Annotated in this window: 17 protein-coding genes and 4 pseudogenes; 16 read left to right on the top strand and 5 right to left on the bottom strand. The window is 57.6% G+C overall.

The annotated features are described in order from the left end of the window. Positions 1-293: 293 nt before the first annotated feature. From ACZXDY_RS38135 to ACZXDY_RS38080, 12 genes and pseudogenes are all read left to right on the top strand, one after another. Positions 294-1,364: a cupin domain-containing protein gene (locus tag ACZXDY_RS38135; protein ID WP_464349084.1), complete on the top strand. Its 1,071-nt coding sequence runs from the start codon at positions 294-296 to the stop codon at positions 1,362-1,364. Positions 1,365-2,038: 674 nt separating this feature from the next. Further along, positions 2,039-3,673: a GMC family oxidoreductase gene (locus ACZXDY_RS38130; RefSeq protein ID WP_464349083.1), complete on the top strand. Its 1,635-nt coding sequence runs from the start codon at positions 2,039-2,041 to the stop codon at positions 3,671-3,673. Between the two features lie 596 nt (positions 3,674-4,269). Next, entirely contained in the window at positions 4,270-5,079 is an 810-nt protein-coding gene (locus tag ACZXDY_RS38125) for an SDR family NAD(P)-dependent oxidoreductase (protein WP_464349082.1), read from the top strand. Between the two features lie 141 nt (positions 5,080-5,220). Then, complete coding sequence (locus ACZXDY_RS38120; RefSeq protein ID WP_464349081.1) at positions 5,221-6,474, top strand: FAD-dependent monooxygenase; 1,254 nt, start codon at positions 5,221-5,223, stop codon at positions 6,472-6,474. A gap of 304 nt (positions 6,475-6,778) precedes the next feature. After that, positions 6,779-7,663: an MFS transporter gene (locus ACZXDY_RS38115; RefSeq protein ID WP_464349080.1), complete on the top strand. Its 885-nt coding sequence runs from the start codon at positions 6,779-6,781 to the stop codon at positions 7,661-7,663. Next, positions 7,660-8,325 (top strand): MFS transporter, encoded by a 666-nt coding sequence (locus ACZXDY_RS38110; RefSeq protein ID WP_464349079.1) that lies wholly within the window; start codon positions 7,660-7,662, stop codon positions 8,323-8,325. The genes ACZXDY_RS38115 and ACZXDY_RS38110 overlap by 4 nt, the downstream gene beginning before the upstream one ends. 809 nt (positions 8,326-9,134) lie before the next feature. Then, positions 9,135-9,440 carry a hypothetical protein gene (locus ACZXDY_RS38105; RefSeq protein ID WP_464349078.1) on the top strand — a complete coding sequence of 102 codons (306 nt, stop codon included), beginning with the start codon at positions 9,135-9,137 and terminating at the stop codon, positions 9,438-9,440. 257 nt (positions 9,441-9,697) lie between these two features. Continuing rightward, the gene (locus ACZXDY_RS38100; protein ID WP_464349077.1) at positions 9,698-10,180 is read left to right on the top strand and encodes a nuclear transport factor 2 family protein; all 483 of its coding nucleotides are present in this window, start codon (positions 9,698-9,700) and stop codon (positions 10,178-10,180) included. A 122-nt stretch (positions 10,181-10,302) separates the two neighbouring features. Next, positions 10,303-11,151, top strand: a complete 849-nt coding sequence (locus tag ACZXDY_RS38095; protein WP_464349076.1) for a DUF2306 domain-containing protein — start codon at positions 10,303-10,305, stop codon at positions 11,149-11,151. A gap of 18 nt (positions 11,152-11,169) precedes the next feature. Then, positions 11,170-11,372 (top strand): annotated as a pseudogene (locus ACZXDY_RS38090) (helix-turn-helix domain-containing protein); the annotation flags it as partial. A 493-nt stretch (positions 11,373-11,865) separates the two neighbouring features. Continuing rightward, positions 11,866-13,248 carry an MFS transporter gene (locus ACZXDY_RS38085; RefSeq protein WP_464349075.1) on the top strand — a complete coding sequence of 461 codons (1,383 nt, stop codon included), beginning with the start codon at positions 11,866-11,868 and terminating at the stop codon, positions 13,246-13,248. Continuing rightward, positions 13,245-14,789: a class I adenylate-forming enzyme family protein gene (locus ACZXDY_RS38080; RefSeq protein ID WP_464349074.1), complete on the top strand. Its 1,545-nt coding sequence runs from the start codon at positions 13,245-13,247 to the stop codon at positions 14,787-14,789. Before ACZXDY_RS38085 ends, ACZXDY_RS38080 begins: the two co-directional genes overlap by 4 nt. Positions 14,790-14,890: 101 nt before the next feature. On the opposite strand, the pseudogene ACZXDY_RS38075 reads toward ACZXDY_RS38080, so the two are convergent. After that, positions 14,891-15,988 (bottom strand): annotated as a pseudogene (locus ACZXDY_RS38075) (MFS transporter); the annotation flags it as partial. Between the two features lie 415 nt (positions 15,989-16,403). Between ACZXDY_RS38075 and ACZXDY_RS38070 the strand changes: the two are divergent. Continuing rightward, positions 16,404-16,622: a helix-turn-helix domain-containing protein gene (locus tag ACZXDY_RS38070; protein ID WP_464349073.1), complete on the top strand. Its 219-nt coding sequence runs from the start codon at positions 16,404-16,406 to the stop codon at positions 16,620-16,622. Between the two features lie 638 nt (positions 16,623-17,260). Here ACZXDY_RS38070 and ACZXDY_RS38065 read toward each other — a convergent pair. Continuing rightward, positions 17,261-18,142 (bottom strand): hypothetical protein, encoded by an 882-nt coding sequence (locus ACZXDY_RS38065; RefSeq protein WP_456644046.1) that lies wholly within the window; start codon positions 18,140-18,142, stop codon positions 17,261-17,263. Between the two features lie 577 nt (positions 18,143-18,719). Here ACZXDY_RS38065 and ACZXDY_RS38060 point away from each other — a divergent pair. After that, positions 18,720-18,848, top strand: a pseudogene (locus ACZXDY_RS38060) (RlpA-like double-psi beta-barrel domain-containing protein); the annotation flags it as partial. Positions 18,849-19,040: 192 nt separating this feature from the next. Here ACZXDY_RS38060 and ACZXDY_RS38055 read toward each other — a convergent pair. Then, positions 19,041-21,896 carry an ATP-binding protein gene (locus ACZXDY_RS38055; RefSeq protein WP_464349072.1) on the bottom strand — a complete coding sequence of 952 codons (2,856 nt, stop codon included), beginning with the start codon at positions 21,894-21,896 and terminating at the stop codon, positions 19,041-19,043. A 358-nt stretch (positions 21,897-22,254) separates the two neighbouring features. Then, complete coding sequence (locus tag ACZXDY_RS38050) at positions 22,255-23,151, bottom strand: 3'-5' exonuclease (RefSeq protein WP_464349071.1); 897 nt, start codon at positions 23,149-23,151, stop codon at positions 22,255-22,257. Between the two features lie 245 nt (positions 23,152-23,396). Here ACZXDY_RS38050 and ACZXDY_RS38045 point away from each other — a divergent pair. Further along, positions 23,397-25,166 (top strand): annotated as a pseudogene (locus tag ACZXDY_RS38045) (DUF2075 domain-containing protein). A 149-nt stretch (positions 25,167-25,315) separates the two neighbouring features. On the opposite strand, the gene ACZXDY_RS38040 reads toward ACZXDY_RS38045, so the two are convergent. After that, complete coding sequence (locus ACZXDY_RS38040) at positions 25,316-25,522, bottom strand: hypothetical protein (RefSeq protein ID WP_463331548.1); 207 nt, start codon at positions 25,520-25,522, stop codon at positions 25,316-25,318. Positions 25,523-25,613: 91 nt separating this feature from the next. On the opposite strand from ACZXDY_RS38040, the gene ACZXDY_RS38035 reads away from it, so the two are divergent. Continuing rightward, positions 25,614-26,187 (top strand): L,D-transpeptidase (locus ACZXDY_RS38035; RefSeq protein WP_464349070.1); only part of this gene is annotated, 574 nt, incomplete at its 3' end.

Here is a 26,187-nt window from a genome sequence, read left to right as displayed (position 1 = left end):
AGCAGCCCGTTGAAGGGCATGGCTGCGATCGCCAAGAGCGTCAAAGGCTTCTTGGACGATGTTCGCGACTTCCAAGTCGAAGTTTCGAAAGTTTATCGTGTGGAGGGCGAAGGCGCAGTCTTTGCTGAGGTTTGCCGCGAGGGCCACCGCGATCAGCACGGGACGTCCTTACAACCAGACCTACATTCTCTATCTGCGCGCCGAAGGCGGGAAGATTGCCGTGCTGCGCGAGTATTTCGACGCGCTGGGTGTCGTCGCGGCGTTTCAATCTCAACCAAAACGGCAGGTAAGTCATGGCCCAACGTACTCGCACCTATGAAGCCGGGGACCCTTCGGAGCTGCAAAATGAGGAAGTCGGCGAGCCCGGCGCCGGTCGAGTTGGCCTGGACACCGTCGGCGTCAATTTCGTCACGTTCCGAGATACCATCGCCGACCTTCTAGATCGCATTCGTCTCAGTGGGACCTTACTGTTCCATTACGAACTCGGTCGTCCGTGGTGTTTGGCGCTGCCGCGACGTCGGGATGCTGTTTTCCATTATCTTAGTCGGGGGTCTGCCATCATCGAATTCGAGGATGGACAAGCGTTTCCTATGTCCGCTGGAGATCTCGTCGTGGTCACCCGAGGCGAACCCCACGTCATGTGGTCGGGTCGTAGGACCAAGCCGTTCTCGCTGCTTGATCTCGACCATCGCCCAGCACATCTCGGCGTGATTCGTCACGGCGGTGGCCAACAACCGTCTTCCACCGTGATCTGCGGGTTCTTTAATCTGTCGCGTCCGATGGCGAGCAGCGTTCTGGATCTGCTACCCGCCGTTCTGAATGTGACACCAGCTAGCGAGGACGACTGGCTTGAGACGATTCTTCAGCGGTTAGTAAGCGAGTCGGCGGCTAAACGCCCAGGCCAGGAGGCGGTGCTTTCAAGGATGACCGAAGTACTGTTCGTCGAGGTGCTTCGCAGTTGGATCAAGTCGCTCCGCCCTGGCGAAGGCGGATGGTTGGGCGCCGCTACGGACGCGCACATTGGTAAAGCACTTCAACTGATCCACGAACGGCCGGCACACCGATGGACTATTCGCGAGCTGGGGCGCCACGCTGGGCTTGGTAAGTCGGCCTTCACGGCTCGCTTCACGAGGCTCGTTGGCCAGCCAGTGCATCGTTATCTCTTGGGTCGTCGAATGGAGGAGGCGGCGTTTATGCTCGAATCGAGCGACGACGCAATCGCCCGGATCGCCATGCGCGTCGGCTATCAGACGAGAACGGCGTTTTCGAAAGCATTCCGGCGGCACCACGGTCTCTCTCCGGGCCGTTACCGGGTAGAGAGAGGCGGTAGTAAAACCTCTTGGCCGCTTGCAGAGCGCACCTAGTGGTCCAATTCCAACGTTCGCATCCCGTTGCAGCGGTCACCTTTGCGAAGGTTGTAATTAGAGGATCACCAGCAAAATATTGATTCTAGTGGAGCTTTGGATTTGACCTTCGCTTACGAATTTGCCGCACGCGGGGTAGCGAACGTCAAATCCGCTCCACTAGCTAAGTCCTCTGGATGGCTTAGGACTGCGATTGTCATTTACTAACTTCCTATGCATCGGCCCGTCTGAAAGCTCGAGCGGAGCAAGTGCACGCATGGAGAGTTGGAATTGTGCTTCTCTTCGGGATCTTTCGCCTACGCGGCGAACTATTTCCGCCGCTAACTCCCGTATACCGGCCTAGAGCGCCAATGCACCCTGAGGCCGTTTTACGCTTCGCGCGGTGATGACTCCGTCTCACCGGCGTGCAGCTCCGTATAAACCAACTCCCCTTGGGAAACAAACAGACCAGGCGCCCCCGAGTAAAGGAGCAACGATTGCTCAATTGAGGATAAAGGAGCGCATTGTCAGAGAATACAAGTGAGCGGCTCCGCAGGACGATGCACGTCTGCTGTGGCGCGGACGACGGGACACAATATTCGGCCGAATGCATTCTATCGCGCGATGCCATGCCGCACTAGCTCTCGACGATCGCAATCACAGCACGTCGCGCGCACAAAGGACCGGTCGTCACCATGGAGTCGAAAACGAGTAGAACCTCCACCCGCAAAACAGAAGAAGCTGAATTCAACGAAAGTGTTCAGGCCAACCAATTCAGGCTCGCCGCTGAACTTCAGTCATCTTACGATTTCATCGTCTGCGGCTCGGGTTCGTCCGGTTCCGTTGTTGCTCGCCGCCTTGCTGAGACAGGCGATGTCTCTGTCCTGCTGCTCGAGGCGGGAGATACCGACGATCTGCCAAGCATCAGGGAAGCGAAACAATGGCTCACCAATGTCGGAACAGAACGGGATTGGGCATTTCACGCCGCGCCCAATCCATTGCTCAATGGGCGCCGCCTCTCGCTGGGAGCGGGCAAGGTGCTCGGCGGCAGCTCAAGCATCAATGCGATGATATGGTCGCGCGGACACAAGAATGACTGGGAGTACTTTGCTGAGGAGGCAGATGATCCTGGCTGGAGCTATGAATCGGTCCTCGGCCTATACCGTCGGATCGAGGACTGGCAGGGAACACCAGATCCACGGAGACGTGGCAAGGGTGGCCTCGTCCATGTAGAACCCGCCCGCGACCCCAACCCAATAGCTCCAGCCATGCTGGAGGCGGCCAGATCCCTTGGGATTCCGACCTTCGATGACCAGAATGGTGAAATGATGGAAGGTGATGGCGGCGCAGCCATCACCAATGTTCGAATTCACAACGGTCGCCGTTTGTCGCTGTTTCGTACATATACTTATCCCTTTATGGACCGGCATAATCTCACGGTGCTCACTCGCGCGCTCGTGGCACGCGTCACATTCGCCGGCAAACGGGCGGTAGGGGTCGAATTCCTCCGAGACGGCCGGTCGCACCGGATTGTCGCTCGCCGCGAGGTTGTGCTTTGCCTCGGTGCAGTCAACACGCCCAAAGTACTGATGCAATCGGGCATCGGCGATGAGAGCGAATTGACCCGCGCCGGTATCTTTGTCGTCCAGCCTCTTCCGGGTGTGGGGCGCAATTTCCGGGATCACATCATCGCTCCATGCGTTTGGGAATATAAAACACCGCTCCCCCTCCGGAACAGCGGCGGGGAGGCCACGTTCTTCTGGAAGAGTGATCCATCCCTCGACACTCCAGACCTGCAGCCGATCTTGGCGGAAATGCCTTTCATTACTCCGGAGACCGCCCATTTTTCTCCACCGCCAGAGTCTTGGTCAATATTGGCGGGCCTGGCGCGCCCGCAAAGCCACGGTCAGCTGCGTGTGACCGGGCCAAATCCGTTTGATCCCATCGAGATCGTGGCCAACACGCTCTCCGATCCTGCGGACATGAGGGCATTGATCCGTGCTATCGAGCTTTGTCGAGATATCGGGAATTCCGCCGACATGAGCGAGTTCGTAAAGCGCGAGGTCATGCCGGGGAATCTGAAGGGAGCCGCGCTTGAAGATTTCGCGCGAGATGCGGTGTCAGCCTTCTGGCACCAGGCGTGCACCGCGAAGATGGGTTGCGATGAATTGTCAGTCGTCAACGGCCGACTCCAGGTGTACGGCATCGACAACCTGCGCATCGCCGATGCGTCGATCATGCCGCGTATCACGACCGGCAACACCATGGCGACTTGTGTAATCGTTGGAGAGCGTGCTGCCCAGCTGATTCGCACGACATACGGACTCTGATCCGTGGGCTTGCGCGGGGATAACCTGGTCTCGAGAAACGAAGCGTGACCGGTCCAAGCGTCGACGGGCAATTTTATGCCATTGACGAAGCTGGCGTCATCGCCGCGAGGGACGCGACGATGCTGGCGATTTCTGCGGCCGCACATCGCACCCGAACGCGCCGTGAGCTGATGAAGAGAAACGTGATCGTTTGGTCGGCGGGCGACCCGAAAAGAGGTCTAGTCCGCGGATACTGAGCCGTTCAAGGATTGTGAGCAACCGATGGGTCCTAAGACTGGTCACATCACCGTGGTTGACGATGACTTACTGATGTCGAAGCGCCGCATCCTCCGCTTCAAGCCGCAACTTCGACTTGAACTGGGGCCCCGGCATCGCCAGAGCGAAACAGAACAGCTCGATCATTCCTCCAGTTTAGGCGATTCAATCACGGTATCAACTCGGGTGAGGTTTTCGGTACACACAAGTGTCGGCGCTGGCGGTGCAGTTCATATGTTTCCGATGTAGCGCCTTTCTCCTCGACTGCAACTCAATCGCCATCCGCGGCACGCTACACGGCAGAAGTCGACACAACGCCAAGTACAAATCAGGAGAGAATGATGAAAAGCAGCGACCTACGCGACAAGGTGGTGTTGACCACAGGCGCATCATCTGGAATTGGCGCCGCGATCGCACGAGAAGCGGCTGCTCGTGGCGCTATCAGCATATTAGTAGGAAGAGATGCAGGGAAATTGGATGAAGTCGAACATTCAATCCGCTGTCAGGGAGGGCGCTCGAAGGCGTACGTCACGAATCTTACGAGCGCCCATGAAATCGAGCTCCTCCGATCGCGCGTGGCGGCTGAGGCAGGTGTGCCGGATATCCTTATCAACAATGCGGGCACCGGCCGATGGGCTTATTTGGACGAGTGCTCGTACGATGAGATCGACGAGATGGTCGCAGCTCCTCTTCACGCCGCCCTCTACGTCACGCGGGCGTTTCTGCCCGGAATGCTACAACGAGGAACCGGCGCGATAGGCAATGTGACCTTCATCGGCGCTTTTCTTCCCTGGCCTGGCGCAACTGGGTGCACCGCCGTCCGCTGGGGCATGCGTGGCCTTCACGAAGCAATGAGAATAGATTTAAGAGGAACAAACCTGAGCACAACTCTGGTAGCGGCTTCAGCCGTTAAGACAGAATACTGGGGCAAGAATAAAACACGAAGGCCCGTAACACCAGCTTGGATTCCTGTTCTCGAGCCAGAGGTCGTGGCGCGTGCTTCGCTAGATGCTTTGCGAACTCGCAAGTCAATTTTGATTCTGCCGAAGGGAATGCGCGTTCTGCGCGCTCTTCACTACTTCACTCCTAGATTGGTCGATCGCGTGATGCAGCGGTCAACTAGATTGATGCGAAAGCCCGTAATGCGTTGAATCCATGGGATTGGAGGTCGGCGCGTCTGACGAGGGCGTGCAGCTCATGGTTACCGAGGTAACGCCTTTCTCCTCGACCGCAACTCGATCGCAATCCGGGCCCGGTAATCTGCTCGTCCCAAACTTGTGGGGTGTACCAGCATGAGCAGTCTCGTCGGTCGGCGCGCGGTGGTGGTCGGTGGCGGCATCGGCGGTTTGTCAGTAGCGGGTGTCTTGGCAGATTATTTCGAGCAGGTCGACGTGCTTGAACGTGACCGCCTCACGGCACGCGCCGAGTCGCGTCCCGGTACGGCCCAGGATCGACACCCACACGGCCTGCTGGCTGGCGGCCTCAAGGCACTCGGTGAAATTTTCCCCGGCTTCGAGCGAGATCTTGTCGAAGCCGGAGCTGTCCCTGTCGGGGTCGCACAGGACATCTGTTACGAACGTGCAGATGTTGGCGCCCTGCCGAGGCGGGATTTCGGTCTGTCGCTCCTCTGCGCGTCAAGGCCGCTTATCGAGTTAGTGCTGCGACGTCGGGTCATGTCGATCGCCAATGTCGCGCTGCGGGCGGGGGTCCGTGTCACTGAGATTGTGCCATCTCACAAAGCCGCCCACGGGGTCCGGTTCGACACCGGCTCAGGACAATCGGAGACGCTCGAGGTCGATCTGGTCGTGGACGCCTCCGGTCGCGGGGTACTGACGCTAGCACTGTTGGACATCCTTGGCTGGGAACGGCCGCAGGTGTCCGAAGTCGGCATTGATATTACTTACGCAACAGCAGTGGTTCAGCTTCCTGCTGGTGCGACACCGGACTGGAAGGTGGCCCTGACGCAGCCGCATCCGCCAGCCGTGCCGCTGAATGCCGTGTTGTTACCGTTGGAAGGCGGGCGCTGGATCGCCACTATCGTCGACCGTGGCTCAGATCTGCGGCCGGATACCTGGGACAGTTTCCACGCCATGTTCTCTCAACTGATCACGCCAACAATATACAGCGCGCTGCGTCACGCCAAGCCGTTGGAACGCATCCGGCACTACGGCCTTCGCGCGAGCCTTTGGAGACATTTCGAACGTCTACCTGGACTGCCCCGCGGGGTGCTTCCGATCGGCGATGCGCTTTGCCGGTTCAACCCGATCCAAGCTCAGGGCATGTCGGCTGCTGCTAAGCAGGCCCGATTACTGCAGACCGTATTGAGACGGATGGCTGACGAACCGGACCCGCTTGCGGCGGCACACGCCGGTTTCATGGCCGGAGTCGAATCTGTGCTCCAGACGCCCTGGAGCATGTCTACGAGTGTTGACCTCGCTTTTCCGAGAACGCGCGGCAAACGACCGGAGAACTTCGAGAAAGTTCGACAGTTCGAGGCGCTCTTTTCCGGGCAGTTGTCGCCGATCCTGTCGTACATCGCGCCATAATAGAAGTCAGCCAGCTTTTGCGACCCCGCGAATTGCTCCACGAACCGCACGTCATGGAACGGATCGAGGCGGCTTCGGTCAAAACATTCGCCTGACCAGTCCAGCAGCGAACCGAATGATGGTCGTTCGCGCTGGATCGCGGCTTTTCATCTTCTCGCGGACCCGCCCACTTTGGGCAAAGGCGGTAACCGACAAGAGCTACATCAACCAGCGCGTTCTTGCAGCGCGCTGATCCCTTGTAGAGGACCGGTACGCCAAGGTTCCACCAGAATACGTGCTCGTCCTCTGAGGCAAAGCAGGACGAATGGATGGCAGTCGCAACAGCTTTCGGACGGTTCTTGAAGAGGTGAGATACATGACTACACCGGCAATCGCTGGCTCACTCAACGGTGAGGTTAAGTCCACCAATGACGCGACCGTGTTGAGAAAGGTTGCGTGGCGCATCGTACCGCTCGTGTTGCTGATGTTCCTGTTTTCTATTGTCGATCGAGCCAACGTCAGCTTCGCGGCCCTTTCGATGAATCGCGACCTTCACATCGATCCAGCCGCATTCGGCGTCGCAGCCGGATTGTTTTTCGTCGGCTATTTCCTATTCGAGGTCCCGGCGAACGTTATATTTCTCCGACGTCTCGGAGCACGGGTCTGGCTCTCGCGAATCTTGATAAGCTGGGGATTGATTTCCGCAGGGACTGCATTTGCGACGACGACGACACAGTACTATGTGCTACGGTTTCTGCTTGGCGTCGCCGAGGCCGGGTTCGTGCCATGCATCATCATCTATCTCGCAGCCTGGTTTCCCAACAGCGTGCGAGCTCGCATCACCGGCGCGATGTTCATCGCGCTACCGCTGGCGAACATGATTACGGGTCCGTTGTCGAGCTATATGCTCGGATTGAACGCCTTGGGGTTGCACGGTTGGCAACTAATGGTCATCGTGGAGGGCTTGCCCACGGTCGCGCTCGGAGTAGCGACATTGATCTGGCTGTCCGACGATCCCTCGTCGGCTCGTTGGCTCAGCGAGGACGAACGGGCCGATCTCACCGAAATCCTGTCGCGCAACGCACCTGAAGAGCATCATTGCGCGCTGCGGGACGGTTTCTTCAGCTCTACCGCCTGGTGGCTGGCGGCCATACTGTTTTTTCCACGGTCGGTATCTGGGGATTCGTGTTTTGGGCGCCGCAGCTCTTGAAAGCGCTTGCAGGGGTTCCAAACAAAAGCGTCGGGCTCTTCATGCTCATCCCCAACACCGCCGCGATCGCCGTACTCGTCCTGTATTCGCGCCACTCCGATTTGCGCGGAGAGCGACGTTGGCATACGGCGGTGGCACTGCTGGTTGCCGCGTTAGGTTTTATTCTGAGCTTCCAAAGCGCCAACCCGACATTCATCGTGCTTGCGTTCTGTTTAATCGCCGCTGGTATCTACAGCGCAGCTCCAATCTTCTGGTCAATACCGAGCACCCTCTTGGCAGGATCGGCTGCGACGAGTGGAATCGCTGTCGCCAACTCGATCGGCCAATTGGGAGGCTATGTGGGACCGTACCTTATCGGCAAATTGCGTGAATCCACGGATGGCTTTTCTGCCAGTTTGACGGCGGTTGCGCTCTCCCTCTGCATTGCGGCTACCTTGATCCTGCTGATGCCACAGCTTCGGCAAATGCACAAAGGTCGACATGACGAGGGCTGTCTGCAACCGTTTCCAAATCGTGGCGGAGCATTTGGGTCCGCAGGAGGCGGAAGCGGACATCGGCTCGCAGGCGGAAAGTGGGCTTTTCCGCGCATCCACTTGAGGCAGTTCTGGAGGTCAGCTTCGGCTCACGTGAGTCCTTGGGACGTCTGCCTTCGCATCAACTGAACGCCTGCTCGGAGCGCAAAGAGGTTGTCAGCATCGGTGGCGGCGCTGTCTTCGCCGGCGGACCTTCACCTTTCGACGCTCTACCACCAGGCGAGGGACGGGGCGCCAAAACGAACGGAAGGGGTTCACAACTTGCTTGTACTCGGAGGCCCTTGGCACAATGCTGCTGAAGTCAAGGACCGACCGTTTTTCGCACGTTTCCTTGAAACGATGACGCAAACCCATCGGCCGTCCATGGAGCGCACCGCGGATGGGGCGGTGGAGGCTCTCGGAGCCACACGCCAAAACTAGCCTATGCTGCATCCTGCACCCCACCCAAGTACTTGTCGATTTCGGTGCCCAGCGCATAGGCGCGGGCTGCCATGATCTCCTTAAGGGTAGACCGAGACCGGCTCCCTTCTTTGCATGGTTACCCGTCTGGAATGGCTCGATGAGCTTGGGTTCGTAGCCCGAGGAGATTCCAGCTCCATCACCGCTGATCGATACGCTCCCGTGAGTTAGCCGAGCGGTGATGCGTCGGGCGCCGCTTATGGATCGGCGTATTGCCGACGAGGTTGGTCAGGGCGCTCCGAATTGCTGCTTCGACGCCTTGCACCACTGTATTCTGGCTGCGGACGAACTGACACAAGAATCGGGCGAATGCACACTGTCGTTCGTTGCGGTGCCGCACTAGGTTCTGTCCGAGAGTGTTGTGCAGTTATGCTCAAACTGACCGGCTGTGAGGTGGTGGATTAACCATGGATTTAGGCCGGATGCTAAGAGCAACCAGCGGCAAGAAGGGCGCCGCAGTCTGACCGTGAGAAAAGCCGATGAATACCAACACTTCAAAAAGCGAGGATTTGACGTGGCGTCTACAACAATATCGGCTGCTGAGCTTTGCCTTGGGAATAGCAGTGTGCTCGGTTGCCATCTACGCGGTGATCGACGCGCCGGCGATGTGGGCAACGGCGGAACGTGTCAAGGCCGCGCAGATCGAACAGGAAGACCGTGAATACTGCGATAAATTCCGAATGCCGTCCGGGAGCGAAAACTTCGCAGCGTGCGCCGCCGATTTGGCGGAGGTGAGACGGCGAGAGCGCGATAGGACCAGAGCAGAAGCGGCCGGAATGCTTTAGCTCACAATTGTATGATGTGCGCGTGCCCAGCCTGCGCAATGTCGAGACCTTAGAGAGACCTGCTAAATTTGTGGCGATGCGGTCCACGCCGGTCCCGATTCATTACGTTACGTAAACAATCGTATTGCGATTCGCCGGCCCGATGTCGACCACAACTCCGTTCGTAACGAGCGGTCCGCAGCCGCTCTTCCGAGAACTCACATTTATAGCTGAGGCTCACGGGAGCCTCAAATGAGTAAGCGCTTAGGAGCAACAGAATGAACTTGGAACAAGTCGGACGCAATTGGGTCGCAGGATGGAATTCTCGCGATTCGGAAGCCTTTTCGCGCCTGTTTACGCCCGATGGCGAGTACATAGATTCATCGTTTGGCATTCGTCGAACCGGACGAAGCTTCTTGCGCATGCACCACGAGATCTGGTGGAAAGCAGTACCTGATTTCGTCATGACGGCCCGGCACATTCATGTCGCGGCTGGTAGTGTCATTGTAGAGGTGACGGCTGAGGGCACGTTCTCGGGCGGCGACCTGGGCGCGGGCAAGATGAAGGCAACCAAAAAGGCCTTCTGCGGCTGGTCGATCTGGGTGCTTGAGGTGAACGAGGCCGGCGAGATCTTGATCTGTCGTGAATACTACGATCGAAGCATAGTTCCTGGCGGTGCGCAGCCGCCATTTCACGAATTGCAACCGTTTTCATCGGGATCGGAATCGACGACGGTGATGCACGGGTTCCCGTTCACGTAGGACCGGCCATCCAGCGCGGCCTATTAATCGCTCCGAACGCTCACCCCATTTCGCGCAGTCCCAAGTACAGAGCGAGACTCGTCGATCGCGGACCTAGCCAACTCGTTGGAGAACTGCAGAGCATGACCTTCCTGCCAGACGACGGGTCGTCAGTTGCGCCGGTCGAGAGACGAAATTGCGTCGACGTGGCTTTGCAATCGGCGGCTTCCGCGCTTGTATCCATAGTCTGGATCAGCGCCGCGATATTCGGCTTATACATTATCTCGGTGTTTTTTGGCGCTGCATTCAACGGCACGTTGGATCAATGGAATCGAACGCTTCCAGGGCTGTATGAGGTACACTCGCGGTTAGCCACTTTGGGCATCGGGGCACATTTTGCAGCCGGGACGGTTCTCTTGGTTCTTGGACCTCTGCAGCTGATCAGGATGATTCGAGAAAGCGTTCCGCAACTTCACCGCTGGGTTGGCCGAGCTTACGTGTTCGCTGCCGTTGTCTCCGGTCTAGGTGGCCTAGCTTTTATCGTGGGGCGGGGGACAATCGGCGGATCGCCGATGGATGCGGGATTCGGACTATACGGCGTCCTCGTGGTCCTCGCGTCCATGGCTACCGTTTGGTACGCCAGGAGGCGAGAAATCCTTGCTCATCGTGCTTGGGCCATACGCCTCTTTGCCCTGGTGATCGGATCTTGGCTTTACCGGATGGACTACGGGTTTTGGAGGCTATTAGCGCATGGGGTCGGACACACGCCGACGTTCGACGGAGGATTCGACGTGGTGATGACAGTTTTCTTCTACATTCCGAATCTCATCGTTGCTGAGGTTTTCATTCGAGCGCGACACGTCCGCACGGGGTCATTGACCAAAGGCGCTGCTGCGCTTCTTCTAGGATTGGCGACATTGTTCGTCACGGTGGGCACGTACTATTTTACAACCTATCATTGGGGGCCACCCATCGTAGCCCACTTACGCTAAATGGTAATCGACGACGTTGCCTTTCTGGCCGAAACCGAACGGTCACCGGCGATAGCCATGGCACAGCTTCGGCTGGAGGCTGCCACGTTTATGATGGAGGAAGACGGCACTCGGCTAAAACGGTCGCGCAGGAAGCGGGTTTTGCGGACCGCGAACGCATGCGTCGTGCATTCCTCCGGACCTTCGGCGTGCCCGCGGAGGCCTTGCACAGGAGTGCGTGAGGGGAGGCGATCGACGTTGGCTAACCCCAAGTGCGACCAAGACCTGCCGATGGGATTGGCGTCTGCAGAGTATCATTTCTCTTCGGGGACATGCAGGTTGTACATACGGCTAAAAGGAAGGCCTCGCATCGATGTGTCGATTGTCTTCGGGAAAAGCTGCCGAGAACCCTATTATGGCCGCAGACGACCGGACCGCGTTAGGTGCTCGCTGGGCGCGCACGCAAAACCTTTCCGGGCGTATTCCAGCGCACTGAGAATTGAGACGGTTTCGCGTACATGGCGACAGGGTCGGCCTGTGCCATCTGCTCAGCGCCGGTTCGACATGCGTTGCGCAGATCTTCGTCCGTCAGGATTCGTGAGGTGCCGACCGATCGCGCCGGACTATACGGAAGGCAAGAGCAGCACTACGAAGATCAGCAGTCGAAAGACAAACAAATCGAGGAGACTAAAATGACCGTTCTCGTCCCATGGCCATTCGGCCTGGTGGTGAGCCATGAATAGCGACTTAACCCAAGATATCGGTGCGATTCTTGATAGTGGGTCGTGGACGTCGACCCAAAAGCGGCTTGCCCTCGTGGCGGCGCTGGTCATTCTGGTCGATGGCTTCGACGCTCAACTGATCGGGTTTGCAATCCCGGTGATGATGAAGGAATGGGGAGTCACACGAGGCGACTTTGCTCCCGTAGTCGCCGCCGGGCTCATCGGTACGGCGTTGGGCAGTGCGATCATTGGTCTCGTGGCAGATCGATCGGGGCGACGCCGAGCCCTGATCGCGTCGGCTTTTTTCTTCTCGCTTGGTACGGCTGCAATCGGCATTTCCAATGGACTCCTTTCAGTCGCCCTTGCCCGCCTGATAGCGGGAATGGGGATCGGTGCCGGCTTGCCGATTGCCACGACGATGGTGGCCGAATTCACACCGAGCCGGTTCCGGACGATGACGGTGTCCGTAGCCGTTACTTGCGTTCCTATCGGGGGAATGCTTGCCGGTCTTTTCAGCAGTTTGGTGCTGACCACGTTCGGTTGGCGTACGTTCTTCATTATCGGGGGTAGCGTTCCGCTGGCGCTTGCGTTCGCACTTGTTGCGTGGCTTCCGGAGTCGCCGCGTTGGTTGGTCCGCCGGCAGGAACGATGGGCCGAATTGGTCATTCTGTTGCGGCGGATGGGACGGACGGTGCCGAATGACGTTGTTTTCACTGACAAAGCCGATCAGGCGCTCGAAAGCCATGGAGGTTTCTCCGCACTGTTTCGTGACGGGACGGCGTCGAGCACGTGTGTCCTGTGGGCGGCATTCTTCCTCTGCATGCTGACGATCTATGCAGCCTTCAGTTGGTTGCCCACGATGCTAACGATGGCAGGCCTTGATGTTAGGACCGCCGGATCCGGGCTGACCGCGTACAACGTTGGCGGAATGATCGGCACTCTGGGATGCGGCGCTGCCATCGGCCGGTTCGGATCGCGCTGGCCGCTGGTACTCTGTTGCGCGGGAGCCGCCCTTAGCGCCTTCTCATTGATGGCGGTAGATCCGGTGGTCGAGACTCAACTGCTGATTTTTGGACTTGGCGTCAATGGTTTGTTCGTAAATGGTGTACTGGCTAATCTCTACGCCGTCGCGGCGTATGTTTACCCGACCAACGTCCGAGGAACGGGCACAGCTTCGGCTTTGGCGTTTGGGCGGCTCGGAGCCATCTCGAGCGCATTCGTGGGAGCGATCGTGCTCGGAAACTTGGGATCCTCCGGTCTTTTGACCATTCTCTCGGGTGCCATGGCTGCAGCCATGATCGCCTTCGTTCTGCTCCGCGGCCATATCGCCCCGCTATCCGATGCGCTTCCGAGCGGACGTCGCGAACGATCCGGCAATGCGGAGCAGAGCGCATGACCGTCATCACCGCATTGAGACGTGCAGCCATCGTCAATCCGAACGGTCCGGCTATCATATGTGGGGAGGAGCGCCGGTCATGGAAGCAATCGATCGATCGAATAGTCGATTTCGCCGGGATGCTGAAAGCCGCAGGCTTGGCCCGGGGCGACCGGGTCGCGGTGCTCGGAGTAAACAGCCCCGATCTTCTCGAATGCATGATGGGCGTGTGGTGGGCTGGAGGCGTAATCGTCGCGCTCAATACGCGGCTCTCCTCTGAGGAACTACAAGTCATCGTACGCCACGCAGAAGCCAAAATTTTGATTACGGACTTGGCACAAGCCGATATGGGCCTTGAGGTTCGTAAATCGTGCTCGTCGGTGTCTAGGCTCCTGCATTTCGGACCCGACTGGCAGTTGCCATCTTCGAAAGCGGATCCCAACATCGCAAGACCCGATGAACTTGCGGCCCTCTTCTATACCGGCGGTACGACGGGAGTACCGAAGGGCGTTGAACTGACGCATGCGAATTTCGTATTCATGGGGCTGACGGTCCATCGCGAGTTGGAGCACGACTCTCGCACCGTATACCTTCACATCCCTCCGCTTTATCATTTGGCGGATTTCAGCACGGCGTTGGGCGTTATATTCGGCTGCGGTGCGCACAGCTTTATGCCTCAGTTCAGGCTGGACGAATTCTATAGGCGTCTCGAGGAGGACGGCGTGACGCATCTCCAACTCGTTCCGACGATGTTGGAGATGATCCTCGCAGCGCCCGCCGAGCAGCGGCGGCTCCTCAGGCAGATTCGTTCGATCGGGTACGGCGCGGCGCCAATTGGCGAGCCTCTATTGCATCGATTGATCGAGGATATTCCCCACGCCAAGATCCATCAGTTCTACGGGATGACTGAAAGCGCGGGAGCGAGCGCCATTCTCCCACCGGAAAGGCACGTCCTGGAAGGTCCACTCGCGGGTAAGCTACGCTCCGCCGGTCAACTGACGCCTGGCACGGAAATGCGTATCGTCGACGGGGATCTCAATGAACTCCCGATCGGACAGAGCGGAGAAATTCTAGTCCGAAATCCAGGCGTGATGCGCGGTTACTTCAAGGATCCGGAACGGACGGCCGAAACGATCGTCGACGGATGGCTCCGCTCCGGCGACATAGGTCGTCTCGACGAAGAAGGGTTCCTGTTCGTTCATGATCGGCTCAAGGATACGATCATCAGCGGCGGAGAAAATGTCTATTGCGGAGAAGTCGAGAACGTCCTTCTTCATCATCCGGCCGTCCAGTCCTGCGCGGTACTTGGCATTCCTGACGATCGTTGGGGCGAGCGGGTACATGCCGCGGTGATCCTGAAGGCCGGTGCCGCCCCCTCGGAGAAGGAGTTGGATCGACATTGTCGTTCGTTGATCGCGGCCTACAAGGTACCGAGGAGTTACGAGTTCCGGACCACCCCCTTGCCCCTATCCAGTGTCGGTAAAGTGAACAAGCAGATGCTTCGGGAGGAGTGGCGCCGACAGTTGCAGAGCGGAGGAGCCGATAATGAGCGAGATCGTTGAGGAGCTGGATGCGGACGTCCTCACGCTGACTGTCGATCGATCGGCAGCGAGGAAGACCCGCGCGATAACCTTTCTATCGCCATTGAACGTCTTCGCGTTCCTTACGGCGTTGAGCTTGTCCGGTGCAGCCCGATCTTGATGGTGACCAGCACGGGAGCTGCAACGATAAAAAGCAGAGCGATCGCATTGAACGCGGTGTCGAAGGCGATCACAGTGCACTGACCGATCACCACCCGGTCCAAGAGGCTGATGGCGGCCCGGCCGGCCATCGCGTCCATTCCTCTTGTGGCGAGCATCGCTGCCGTTGTGGTCAACCGCTCGGTGACGGCGGTAACACCTGACGTGATGTTGGCGCCAAGCACCGTCAAATTGGCGACGACGTTGTGCTCGATCAGCGTCTCGAGGCCGGCGACGCCGATGAGCCCGCCAAGCTGTCGACCCGTATTGAAGAGACCGATGCCGACAGCAAGGTTGCGTTCGTTGAGGTCGCTGAAAGCGATCAGGTTGATGGAAAGGAACAGGAAGCCAAGGCCGAGGCCGCGCAAGAGGACGGAGGCCATCATGTCGTGCGCGCCGGTCTCGCTGGTCGAACCGGACAACATCCACATTCCCATGATGATCATCAAGATGCCGAAAGGAACCGTGGCGACCGGAGGAACGCGGCGAAACTGCATAAGTAGGGCGGCCACTAGCAGCGCGGCAACAAAGAATGCGCCGCTCGGCAACAAGAGCAGGCCGGCGTCGGTTGGCCTCAAGGCGAGAACGGATACGGCAAAAGACGGGATCAGGTACGCGCTGCCGAACAGTGCGGCGCCGGCGACGAAACTGACGACGAAGGCGAAGCAAAAATCCTCGCACTCGAACACGGTGAAGTCGAGCAGGCCTTGGCCCCTGGCCAGCATCTGTTGGCCGAGAAATGCCAGCAGCGCGGCTGCGCCGATCACGGTTGGCCAGAGGATGCCGGGTTCGGCGAACCAGTCCCATCGGCTGCCCTGGTTGAGGACATAGGTGAAGCAGACCAGTGCGACTGAGACCAGTGACAGGCCGATCCAGTCAAACGGGCGGCGCATCTGCGCTACGGGCTTCGGGCTGTCTGCGATCAACAGCAGGCCGACCGCCGCCAGCGCCACCGGAACAACGCTGAAGAAAATCCACGTCCAGGACCGGCTGTCGATCAACCATCCCTGCAAGACAGGGGAGGCGCTGCAAGTTTCGGACTGCGCTCTACATGCCGCTGCAAAATAACGAAAAATTGGCGTACCCGACACGATTCGAGCGTGTGACCTTTGCCTTCGGAGGGCAGCGTTTCGCCAAGACGTTGGACGCTCGCTTCAGGTTGCAAGTCTTGGCCGAACTCGCCGCAAGACCCATTTGGCGTCAGGGGCATCCAAAAAAGTTCTTGCCGCCGCTGATGTCCGAATGCACTCAAGCGACCGTTGCGGCACGCTACCGCACGCGAAAGCCCTCGGTTGTCCGCATTGACGTTGATTATCCCATAGCCATCCTCGTCTCTTCGCGTCGTAGGAGAGTGGGAGGGAGACCTTGAGACACAGTCAGCACCGAAAGAATGGAAGCGAACAGTCACGAGTTGCTACATCTGCCCCGAAATCTGAAGTGTCGAACACCATTCCATTTGCCCAACGGCTCACCTGCACGATCAACGAAGCATGCGAGGCGACTGGCTTGGGGCGCACGAAGCTTTACGAATTGATAGGAGCCGGACAAATCGCTACTACAGCTGTAGGGCGTCGACGGTTGGTGCTCGTAAGCTCACTCCAAGCATTGCTCGACGTAAACCGCTCGGCGGCTGCCGGTCTAAAAAGGATTTGGTAGCACTTCTCTTTGTCTTAAGAATTTGGCCACAATTGTCCGTCCGTATTCGCTCCAATCCGCCGTGGCGACAGGGGTGATGCTGCGGGAACGCTACCGTTGAACTGCGCTAACTATCTGCAAATCAAGGAAGAATCCCTTGAGATTTGCGGACACTCTCTCCGCCACTGTGCCTCGCCATTTCGTACCTCGAAACCGAGACATGCTCGAAAACTAGGCCGTTTTCCTGCATTTTTTCGTCGCGGAGAATGCGGGCCGTTCTAAAAATGAGCCCTTGATGCGGCTGGAGAACGTGTTTTTCTCCGAATCCTAGAACCCCGTGGATTGGTACAGTACGGCATTTCTCGGAAAACAAAGCCCTTTTCGAGGGCTCGGTTTGGATCTCTGTCGCTCAAGCGATGGGAACGAAGGATCCCTGATTCCATGCCGACCGATTCGGAATTTGCGGGTTCATGGGCCAATGTATGCCAACGGCAGCGTGCACTTAGGCACTGATAAGGTTTCTAACAAAATCTGATCAGTCTCATCGGGCGAGCCTGCTATCCGGGTCAATCCCTCCGCTCTTCAATCCATTGAAACCCGGGATGCCGACGTTCAGCGGGCCGAGCTTGGCTCGCACTTAGAGCCCGGAGGGGCTCCTCTTACGAGCCGGTAGTGGCTCGCCTTTTGCGCGTAGGCGCCTTTTTCTTCGGAGACTGCTTAGCGGTATGCTTCTTTGAGCCTCTCGCCTTTGACTTGGGTGCCGGCTTAGATTTCTCGCTTTTGGGCTCGGCGGTGTCGTCAGCGGCCTCTCCGGTATCCCCCAAGTGTTCATCGATCATTTGTAAGAGGGGTATTCCAGCGCGGACGAGCTGAGCGATATCTTCGCGCTTTTGCTTCAGTCGCTCTCTTTCAAAATCAGTCGGATCGACGCTCTCCTCGTCATCCTGTAGCACTTTGACATACTTAATTACAATGACGTCACAATCAGCCTCTTCTGCAAGCACCTTTGCTGCGGAGATCCAAGTCTCGTCCGGTTGTTTGGATGCCCGCGCTGCTTGTTGAAAGCAGATGTTGATCATCGCGCGGGCGCCTCGATCGATTATCTTTGCTGTATCAATCCACGCTTGTGAAGGGGCTGTAGCGCTTTTCGTCAGCTCTTCGGCGGCGGGGTAGAAGAAGTACCGACTATTCTCTGGCCTTGGATCGAAGCTCTCAAGAGCGCGCAACACTGCGTCGTAGCCCTCGAACGGCTTTGTACCGCGAGGAAAATATGCACGGTGCTTCCAAAACTTGAGGATAGTATCTACCAGTTCGGCTTCCAGGGCGGCTTTAGCCGGTCCTGAAGCGCTCTTGTGCGCCAAAAGCTTTTCAGCGAGGTGATGAGCGATCCATTGCCCGAGTGTGTCTTCGTCGGCTCGGAGCTTGAACTGTTCAACGAGCCTTCCACCAAGTGCCAATAGCTCCTTCGTGGTTTTCGATTGTGCCGTCCGTTCGGAAGATGAAGAACTGCTCGAACGCTTTCCTTTTTTTAGTTTTGTCATCGTATCTCCCCCCGTATTCTTCCTCTAGCCTCCGTTCTAAGTAAACGCCGACGATCAAGCTCATCTGTTGCTTCTTAAGAAAGGACATTAACACGTCGGAATCGATCTGTAGGCGGCTTCCTTCCGATTTGGTCTCTCGTCGGCGATATGAGCGCTCATCGTCATATCTCTCGGGGAGATCTGCCCACACCGTCTCACGCACAACCACCTTGTCAGAATCTGACTTTTTCCATGCCTTCGCTGGCCGGACATCAGCATTAAGTCCAAGCTCAGTCAGAACTGATTGCGCAGGCGACTTTGTTGGACCCTTAGTGCCATTCCGCAAGGTATCCTTGAGATCAATGCCCTCCTCGGTACGGACTTCTGTAAGCCAGCCGACGAGGTTGTAGGGCGTCTCTTGAAAGCGCTCGTCGTATTCATGATCAGAATCAGCGTCAGGCAGGTGATCCGATGGCTTGCCGCTATGCCAATCTGACCCTTGCCCCCTTGGAACGAAGCCATTCGGCTGGCGTCGCTTGTTTAGCTGCTCCTGCGTTCGCTGAAACCTGTACCGATTCCCGTTATGGATACGGCGGAAGCCCGAACCGCATCTGGCGAACGGATGAATCCAAGCGACATGACCGCAGCGCACCGTTCCAGACTGTTCGGCTCTCAAGTGACGGTCACCTCACGTTCGACCCGCCGAAGCGTTACAGTTCGAATAAATGGATGGGACTGCAGTAGTTTCTCTCCACTGAAGCAGAAATGAGCACGAGTGGCTTCGGGTTGGTGCTCGCTCAACAGCTGATCACTTTGACCGAAGTACCAAGGTCCGCGGTCAGATGCAAAGCGATCGAGCTCTGGATAGACCTAGTGTTGGCTTCTTACCCGATGCCGACCTTAGCTCTCCCGTCCGAGGCTAAGTGTTGCGTAACTGATCGATCAGTGCGCGTGCTCTCTTTAGATCATTGGTCGCGAAACCTTCACTGAATTTGTTGTAGACCGATGATAGAAGCTGTTCCGCCGCGGCAGGCTTGTCCCGACCACGCCACAACTCAGCTAAACTCATCGCCGTGCGCAATTGCCAAGACGGCGTTTGCTGCCGGCGCGCTGAATCGATTGACTGCAAGAAGTGCCCCTCAGCCTCTGTGGCAGCCGCAGGGTGGCGGGTCCGAAGAATGAGCTCGCCCTTGACGCGCAGAATTTCGGCAAAACACCATCGCTCCTGATTCCGCTGGGATCGCGTGAGAGCCTCTTCGATTGCAGCAAGTCCTTGTGCGACTTGCCCGCTACGAGCTAAGCCTTCCGCGAAGGCCACGAGAAATGCAGTGAGGTACTGGGCAAAGCCCGCCTTGCGAAGGTCATCAACAGCGGCGCCGAGAAGCCGCAATCCAGCGTCTACATCGGCGCGCTGGATGAGCAGCTGGCCTCTAAAACACTTGCCGTAGATAAGCCAAACCTCCACTGCGTGCCGATCGGCGCGGTCGATGAGCATTGTCGTGTACCTTTCCGCAGCCGGCAAATCGCCGGCCAAAAAGGCGACCGGGCACGCGGATTGGGCGAGAGCGTTGCATAGGGAAAGCGTGTGATCGATGGACAATGCGTGTTCGATGCTATCCTTGACCGTACGCATCGCTTGATCGGCGAATCCCTGCAGCCAGAGAACTCGGGCCATCGTGATATTTGCCGTTGTGCTTTGCTCGAACTGAAAGCGGACCACATCTGAGTGGTGATCACGGGTGATGTAGTGAGAGAGCATGGGCTCGATGTGCTGCCGCGCACCTATCTGGTCCCCCAGGAAATGTAACGATGCGCCTACCATTCGATCGCCGACAGGCAGGTCAGCGCGATCGGCCTCCGTCGCGGCAAGGTTACGAAACTTGCTTGCAAGCTCGAGCGCCGCGGGGAAATCGCCGCTGTTTAAGCGTCCGGCCCACAGACCCCAGAGCGAACGCAGTGAATAGTCGGTATCACCGAACCTTTCGGCGAGTTCGAGCGCAATGGTCCACGCGAAGCCAGTATCCTGCACAGATGCTGTTAAAAAAAATCTCGACCAATCCAGCGCGGCGTATAGCTGCATCTTGCGGCGTTCGTCTTCGGTCGATCTAGGCTGGAAAGCGGCGAGTGCCTGTTCGACGCGTCCGCGACACTCGCTTATCAGCGACAATCGAAACCACATAGGCACTGCGGAGACGGTAAGAGCCACGCCGACCGCCGCGTCGCCTTTCGGCGAAAAAGCCCAGTCCAGGGCCGCACGTAGATCGTCGATGTGACGAGCATGCGTGGCCAGCCACTCGTCAGTCCGCTGCGATGTCCATTCTGCCCCCGCTTGCTCGAATAAATCCCTCTGATGCTCGGCATGACGGCGTACATATTGCTCGAGCTCGTCACTTTCGGCGAGCTTCTGCGCCGCGTATACGCGCAGCGTGTCCGACAATCGATATTGCACAACAGCGCCACCAACGTCTGCCGCCACGAGCGACTTCGCGACCAAATTGGCCAGATCATTCGGCACGTCGGAATTTGCAACCGAAGCCACTGCGCTTGCAGACTCCAACGTGAAGGCGCCGCGAAAGACCGACAGGCGGCGCAACAGTGCACGTTCGACTTCGGGCAGAAACTCGTAACTCCAGTCAAGCGCAGAAGTTAGCGTTCGATGTCGTGGCCGCACGGAACGCTTACCGTAGTTCAGGAGGTTAAGTTGACTGCTTAGCAGCGACGACAGTTGTCGAACACCAAAGGCCTCAACACGACTCGCAGCCAGCTCGATAGCAAGCGGCAGCCCTCCGAGCTTTCGACAGATTTCGGCAACGGCAGGCGCCTCAGCCTCTTCCAGCTCGAAACCTTCAAGCATCGCTGCCGCTCGCTCGACGAACAATTGGATCGACGGAAATGAAAGAGCGTCCGAAGCTGTTATCCTCGATGGATTGGGCGGAACCCCGAGAGGCGGTAAGCGGTGCAATTGCTCGCCTTGCGCACGCAGCGGTTCCCGGCTGGTCGCCAAGATATGCACCTGCGGCGCGGCAGCCAAGATCTGCTCCGCCAATGCAGCTACTGCTCCGACCACGTGATCACATGTATCGAGCACGATCAGCATCCGTCTAATCCGCAGGTGCGCGACAAGCTCTGGGATCGGGTTCTCTGAATGCGTCTCAAGCCCCAGTGCGGAAGCGAGTGCACCTGCAACAAAATGCTCATCGTTAAGCGGTGCGAGATCAACAAACCAAATTCCGTGTTCATACGTCCCGATGACTGCCTCTGCGACGGTGAGGGCAACCGTTGTTTTGCCAACGCCGCCTTCCCCTACAATGGTGATTAACCGTTGTCGCGGAAACCGATCCAGCAGCGCACTGATGGTATCGCCTCGGCCCAGCGCTCGCGTATGTAGACTTGGCAGATTGTGCTTGCGATCAACCGCGGCGCTCGGTGGTGTTATCGGCTTTACTGCAGAGGAAAATTCGACTGGTGCTACGAAGGTATAGCCGCGTCCCTGAACAGTGGCCAAATAGCGCCGTCCTGGCTGTCCGTCACCAAGCGCTCTTCTGAGGGAGCAGATATGAAACTTAAGGCTATTTTCGTCGACCGTCGTGTCAGGCCAGACCCGGTCCATCAATTCATTCTTGCTAACCAGTTCACCGGAGCGCTCGGTAAGCGCGATCAATATTTCCAAGGCCCGGCCGCCGAGACGAACCGGGTTTTCATCCTCCATCAACAGCATCTGCCCCGGAAAGAGGCGAAATGGACCAAATGATGCTATGCGATCAGCGGAGGTCACGAGCTCCCTTCCATTTTCCTAGTCGCGCCTGACCCGCGTTTAGCTGCGATTATTTCTCCTTCGCCTACAGAATCTGCAACTCGATCTCCGTTCCGCACGATCCCAGATTCGAGCTAGTTACGCCGGACCGCGCAGCGAAACAAACGTGTATAGATTGGCGCTCTGCGGGCGGTGAGCGCCCCGATTCAATCAAATTTTCCGGTGCGTGTCAGCGGGCTAGGCATTCGGAAGTCCCCAATTGTCAGTGGGGGGAACTCGCGCATCCCACCCTACTTCGCACGCAAGGAATCGGAATTAAATACAAAAAAAGCCACTGGCGGTCAGCGCCTAGCCGAGTTTCCACGACAGCACAGCGAGATCAAACCCTGTTCGAAAACCTATTCATCGCGCTCATCATCTGGATTCGCGGATCCACATCTCGCAGATAAATTGTCTTCCGTAAGAACTCGATCTCAGCTGTTTGACTGGCCTCGTCCACGTCAATATGCCAAGACCGCGGCCTTCCATCGCAGCCGTCGCTCCAGCGATAGCCCCGCTTCTTGAGCGTGTCCTTCAGCTCAAACGGAGATTGTTCTGCCCAAATACGAATAGTCTTGCGGCGAGCTCGCTCAAGCAGGAGTGCGAAGGCGGATCGATTCAGTTTCGGGACGTCCGACGATAGGATCTCTATCAATGCTCTACAGTCGTCGATGGCTCGATGCGCCTGATGGAAGAGACCAACGCCGGCCAATAGATAACCTAGGCGAGACCCGTGGAATCCGTGCTTTCGCCACTCGACCTCCGTCGCTGAACAAGCCCAGGGCTTCCTCTCGAACTGGGGCCAATATCGCTCCGCAAACTTTCGGTCGAAGTTCGCATTGTGGGCTATGACCAGAACTGCGTCCGAGACGAAGGACGCAACGACATCGGGATCGATACGATGGCCCGATACCATCTCATCGGTAATGCCCGTGAGCTCGGTAATCTCTTCCGGTATCGGAATTGACGGCTCGTTGAAGGCAGAAAAGACCTCCGTAATGGCCGCTATTCTATCGTCCGGCAGATAGGTGAACTTGACCATGGCAAGTTCGATGATTTCGTCCCGCGCCGTGTTCAGTCCAGTAGTCTCGACGTCGAGCAGAATGCCAGTTCTCGTAGCTTGCCCATTGCATATTGCAAACTCATCTCTTGGGATAAGCTTGCGAAGAACGCGATAATCGGAAGATTGGGCTAGTATCTCGGCCATTTTTGCGAGATTGATATTCTCTAAGGACATAGGATCAACCGTTGAATTACGCAGAAGCACGGGCTCAGACCGCTCTAGTTACCGCGTATTATTCTAGCCCGATCGCGGACGTTGTCGATCAGGCCTCCGAAGCGATCCTGGGACATCTCGCCAAGCGAAACCCGTTCGCATTGGATGCGCTGCAGCGTAACGCGTGGCTAGGCCAGATCGATATCGTTCGACGCCAACTCCGGGGCCTCAACGGTTGGATCGCCTTTGAATTTGCTATCCCTCGTATGGGCAAGCGGGCTGACGTGGTGCTGGTTACTGCGGGGGTCGTCTTCGTCATCGAGTTTAAGGTGGGGTCGCATCAATTCGATGCAGCGGCCTTCGATCAGGTGATGGATTACGCCCTAGACCTCAAGAACTTTCATGCCGGCAGCCACGATCGCCGAATAGTTCCGATCGTTGTTGCGACGATGGCCGATGAGTCTCCGTTCAAGTTGACGTGGGGATTAGACGGGGTGGCCGGCCCAATCGGCTCAAATGGTAACAACCTCGGAAAATTCGTCGCGGAGGTTGTCACGCAAACACCGGGGCAGGGTGGCCTTGATGGCGAACAATGGTCCCGAACCGGATACAGGCCGACACCTACGATCATTGAAGCGGCGCAGGCGCTCTATCAAGGACACCGCGTGGAAAGCATCACTCGGTCCGACGCCGGCGCAAAGAATCTGAGCGAGACAGCGGCCTGCCTCGCTGAGATTATTGAAGACGCCAAGGCGCACGAGCACAAGTCAATTTGCTTCGTGACTGGTGTGCCTGGCGCCGGAAAAACGTTGGCTGGTCTCAATTTGGTGACCCTCCGAACTAAGGCTCACGAAGAAGAGCACGCAGTGTTTCTTTCCGGCAATGGACCGCTTGTCGAGGTGCTGCGCGAAGCGCTCGCCCGGGACGAGTATGGAAGGCTAAAAGAGCGGGGTCAAAAGACCAAGAAAGCCGACGCCGCCCGGAAAGTGAACAGCTTTGTTCAGAACATCATGCACTTTCGGGACGGCAATCTGACGACCACAGAGCCTCCCATTGAGCGGGTAGCAGTATTTGACGAGGCACAGCGCGCTTGGGATAAGACTCACTTAGCGAAGTTCATGGGCCAGAAACGAGGCCAGTCTGATTTTCAGATGTCGGAGCCCGAATTCCTTATCAGCGTGATGGATCGGCATGACGGCTGGTGCGTCATCATTTGCCTGATTGGGGGAGGGCAGGAAATCAACGCCGGTGAGGCTGGCTTGACCGAGTGGTTTTCGGCGCTCAAGCGCAGTTTCCGTGGCTGGAAAGTCTACACTTCTACGAAGCTGGCGCACCGGGACTATCACTGGCGGCAGGATCTTGCGGCCGAGCTCGAGGGGCTCGACAGGCAATCCTTGTCGGCGCTCCACCTTGCTGTCTCGGTTCGATCGTTTCGTGCCGAAAAGTTGTCGGAGTTTGTTGGTGCATTGGTAGCAGGTGAGGCTGATGAGGCCGGGCAAATCTATCAGGCGATTAAGGCGTCATATCCGATCGCGGTAACGCGAAGTCTAGTTCAGGCAAAGCAGTGGCTTCGCAATCGCGCGCGAGGCTCTGAACGGATTGGTCTGGTGGCGTCATCAGGTGCATCGCGCCTTAAGCCAGAGGGGATCAACGTCCACGAAAAGATTGATGCACCAACCTGGTTCCTGAACGGAAAAGACGACGTTCGCTCGTCCCATTATATGGAAGACCCTGCGACCGAGTTCGACATACAGGGCCTTGAGCTCGACTGGGTGGGAGTCTGATGGGACGCCGATTTTCGCTCAGTCGATGGCAAATGGCAGTGCTATCGGTTTTCGGGGACGCGCTGGCAGAACGTCAATGATGACAACCGCAAGATCTACCTGGCCAACGCCTACCGTGTGCTGCTAACGCGCGCCCGCCAGGGCATGGTCATCTACGTCCCGGCGGGCGATGTCATCGACGCCACTCGTCCGCCGTCGTACTACGACGGAACAGCAGCTTTCTTCTCAAAATGCGGTCTGCCACTTATTTGATAGGCGCGCGATTGCGGCTAGCAAATGGGCCATCGACCGACTTCTTCCATAATTTCTCATATCCGCATGACGTCAGATGTTCGCAAGAAAGCGGACGTGTCGTCGATCGGTTTCGCGGTCCGTTAGTGACTCTGGTGGCGCCGTGACGTTCAGCGTGATGGCGTAGGCGATCTGCGCCTCGTCATCATTGGGATAGCAAACGTCGTCTTTTCGTCGCCCGAATAGAATGCCAGCATCGCGTCGATATAGTCGCGTTCGCGTTCGCTCTTGGCGCCGAGTGCCTTGGCCTTTTGCAGCGCGGCGAGGCCTTCGGTGAGGTTTTCCTTCGGCGCGGGAAAATGCGGATTGTACAGCAAGCTCAGGGCAATGCCCCAATAGGCGATTCGCTTCGAAGTTTCTTAAATTTTGCTGGGTACCTGTTCCGGGCATGGTGACCGGAGGAAAGATATGAGTAAGCGGGCCAAACGTGGAAAGGCAGAAACGCTCGCACTACCAATGGCCGCGAGAGTTGCAGTTGGCGTCGTGGCCGTCGCCGCATTGGGATACAGCTTGCTGTCTCGCCCGACGAGCGTGCAACCGATACGGAAGCCGTCCGCTCCCCAAGCCCTAGCATCGTCAACTCCGGTTCACGTGTCAACTCCAGTTCATGCATCAGCGCCAGCTCCGGCTCCGATTTCGGCCCCGGCGACTCTGGTCGAACCACCAAAAGCTGCTGACGGTCCCGGAGCATTTGTTCGGCAGGTGGTTGACTACGCCAGCCACCAAACGCCGGGCACCGTGATCATCGATACCAAAAACACATTCCCGTATTTCGTTCTGAGCGACACGCAAGCAATGCGCTACGGCATCGGTGTTGGCCGCGAAGGTTTCTCGTGGTCCGGCGAGCAGACTGTGGCCCGTAAAACAGAATGGCCGGATTGGCGTCCACCTCTAGAGATGATTTCGCGTCAGCCTTATCTGCCGCGGTTTATGGCAGGCGGTCCCGGCAACCCGCTCGGCGCTCGGGCGATGTATCTGGGCG

Source organism: Bradyrhizobium sp. LeoB3, from assembly GCF_055456055.1.
This window is presented reverse-complemented; position numbering and strand designations above follow the sequence as displayed.

What these genes read in the sequence shown, in the direction of transcription:
- ACZXDY_RS38135 (WP_464349084.1), top strand. Translation starts at nt 294, where the DNA reads ATGGCCCAACGTACTCGCACCTATGAAGCCGGGGACCCTTCGGAGCTG.
- ACZXDY_RS38130 (WP_464349083.1), top strand. Translation starts at nt 2,039, where the DNA reads ATGGAGTCGAAAACGAGTAGAACCTCCACCCGCAAAACAGAAGAAGCT.
- ACZXDY_RS38125 (WP_464349082.1), top strand. Translation starts at nt 4,270, where the DNA reads ATGAAAAGCAGCGACCTACGCGACAAGGTGGTGTTGACCACAGGCGCA.
- ACZXDY_RS38120 (WP_464349081.1), top strand. Translation starts at nt 5,221, where the DNA reads ATGAGCAGTCTCGTCGGTCGGCGCGCGGTGGTGGTCGGTGGCGGCATC.
- ACZXDY_RS38115 (WP_464349080.1), top strand. Translation starts at nt 6,779, where the DNA reads ATGGATGGCAGTCGCAACAGCTTTCGGACGGTTCTTGAAGAGGTGAGA.
- ACZXDY_RS38105 (WP_464349078.1), top strand. Translation starts at nt 9,135, where the DNA reads ATGAATACCAACACTTCAAAAAGCGAGGATTTGACGTGGCGTCTACAA.
- ACZXDY_RS38100 (WP_464349077.1), top strand. Translation starts at nt 9,698, where the DNA reads ATGAACTTGGAACAAGTCGGACGCAATTGGGTCGCAGGATGGAATTCT.
- ACZXDY_RS38095 (WP_464349076.1), top strand. Translation starts at nt 10,303, where the DNA reads ATGACCTTCCTGCCAGACGACGGGTCGTCAGTTGCGCCGGTCGAGAGA.
- ACZXDY_RS38085 (WP_464349075.1), top strand. Translation starts at nt 11,866, where the DNA reads ATGAATAGCGACTTAACCCAAGATATCGGTGCGATTCTTGATAGTGGG.
- ACZXDY_RS38080 (WP_464349074.1), top strand. Translation starts at nt 13,245, where the DNA reads ATGACCGTCATCACCGCATTGAGACGTGCAGCCATCGTCAATCCGAAC.
- ACZXDY_RS38065 (WP_456644046.1), bottom strand. Translation starts at nt 18,142, where the DNA reads ATGACAAAACTAAAAAAAGGAAAGCGTTCGAGCAGTTCTTCATCTTCC.
- ACZXDY_RS38050 (WP_464349071.1), bottom strand. Translation starts at nt 23,151, where the DNA reads ATGTCCTTAGAGAATATCAATCTCGCAAAAATGGCCGAGATACTAGCC.